1 protein-coding gene is annotated in these 1,669 nt (G+C 55.4%); it reads right to left on the bottom strand.

Translation table 11 applies throughout. From position 1 onward, the window contains the following. The coding region (locus tag FQ608_RS27045) for a coiled-coil domain-containing protein (protein WP_199856490.1) at nucleotides 1–1,669 on the bottom strand (1,669 nt) is incomplete at both ends.

The raw sequence follows: 1,669 nt of genomic DNA, 5'->3' as shown, positions 1-1,669 counted from the left end.
GTGGCGTCAGATAGGGTAATATCGGTGGACTTGTTGGCGGCATCCTCCTTTAGGGAAATGGCAGTTTCAGCGGCCGTTTTGTTGGCGTCCACATTGTCCTGTACCGTTTCGATATTGACTTGCAATACTCCTTCCGCGGAAGTCGCGCGGGCTGTCTCGGCTAAAAGATCCGTGGTTAACGTAGTTTCGGCGGCAATTGCTCTGTCCGTTTCAGCGGAAAGTTCTTCGGATAGTGTAGATTCGGCATCAATTGCACGGGTTGTTTCGGCTTCCAGGTCCAGGGCCAGCTTTTCCTCGGCGGAAGTTGCCCGGATTGTTTCGGATAAAAGATCTGTGGTTAAGATGTTTTCCGCATCCATTGCCCGGGTAGTTTCAGCAGTAAGATCAGCGTTTAGTTTATCCTCAGCGGAAGTTGCTCGGATTGTTTCAGCGGCAAGATTAGTGGTTAACGTAGTTTCGGCAGCAATTGCTCGGGCTGTTTCAGCTTCCAGGTCCAGGGCCAGCTTTTCCTCGGCCGCAATGGCACGGGTAACCTCGTCGGCAAGGGCCCCGCTGCCTTCCGCCGCTGATGCGTTGACAAAGGTTCGCACCGCAAGTTCGGTCGGGAACTTGGTGTTGGTGGCGTCAGAAAGGGTGATGTCGGTGGACTTGTTGGCGGCATCCTCCTTTAGGGAAATGGCAGTTTCAGCGGCCGTTTTGTTGGCGTCCACATTGTCCTGTACCGTTTCGATATTGACTTGCAAAACTCCTTCCGCGGAAGTCGCTCGGGCTGTCTCGGCTTCAAGGTCTGCCGCCAGCTTTTCTTCGGCCGCCGTGGCACGGGCAACCTCCTCGGAAAGGGCCCCGCTGCCTTCCGCCGCTGATGCGTTGACGAAGGTTCTCACGGCAAGTTCGGTCGGGAACTTGGTGTTGGTGGCGTCAGAAAGGGTGATGTCGGTGGACTTGTTGGCGGCATCCTCTTTTAGGGCGATGGCTGTTTCCGCGGCCGTTTTGTTGGCGTCCACATTGCCCTGCAAAACTCCTTCCGCGGCAGTCGCCCGCGCTGTTTCATCTATAAGGTCTGTGGATAAGATATTTTCGGCATCCGTTGCACGGGTAGTTTCGGCAATGAGATCAACGTTTAACCTTTCCTCCGCAGCGGTCGCCCGGGCTGTTTCGGCTAAAATGTCTGTAGATAGGATGCTTTCCGCATCCATTGCCCGGGTAGTTTCAGCAATAAGATCGGCGTTTAGCTTATCCTCCGCGGTAGTTGCCCGGGTTGTTTCAGCGGCAAGGTCTCCAAATAGTGTAGTTTCCGCATCAATTGCCCTGTTCGTTTCAGCGGCAAGGTCTGTGGCCAGCTTTTCTTCGGCAGCCGTGGCACGGGCAACCTCCTCGGAAAGGGCTCCGCTGCCTTCCGCTGCGGATGCGTTGACGAAGGTCCTCACGGCAAGTTCTGTCGGGAACCTGGTGTTGGTGGCGTCCGAAAGGGTTATATCGGTGGACTTGTTGGCACCATCCTCCTTTAGGGCGATGGCAGTTTCTGCAGCCGTTTTGTTGGCATCCACATTGCCCTGCACCGTCCAGATATTGGCCTGCAATACTCCTTCCGCAGCGGTAGCACGGACTGTCTCAGCGGCTAGGTCAGTGGCTAACGAATTTTCGGCATCAACTGCACGGGTAACCTCCG

The organism is Lunatibacter salilacus (assembly GCF_009797935.1).
Taxonomy (GTDB): domain Bacteria; phylum Bacteroidota; class Bacteroidia; order Cytophagales; family Cyclobacteriaceae; genus Lunatibacter; species Lunatibacter salilacus.
This window is presented reverse-complemented; position numbering and strand designations above follow the sequence as displayed.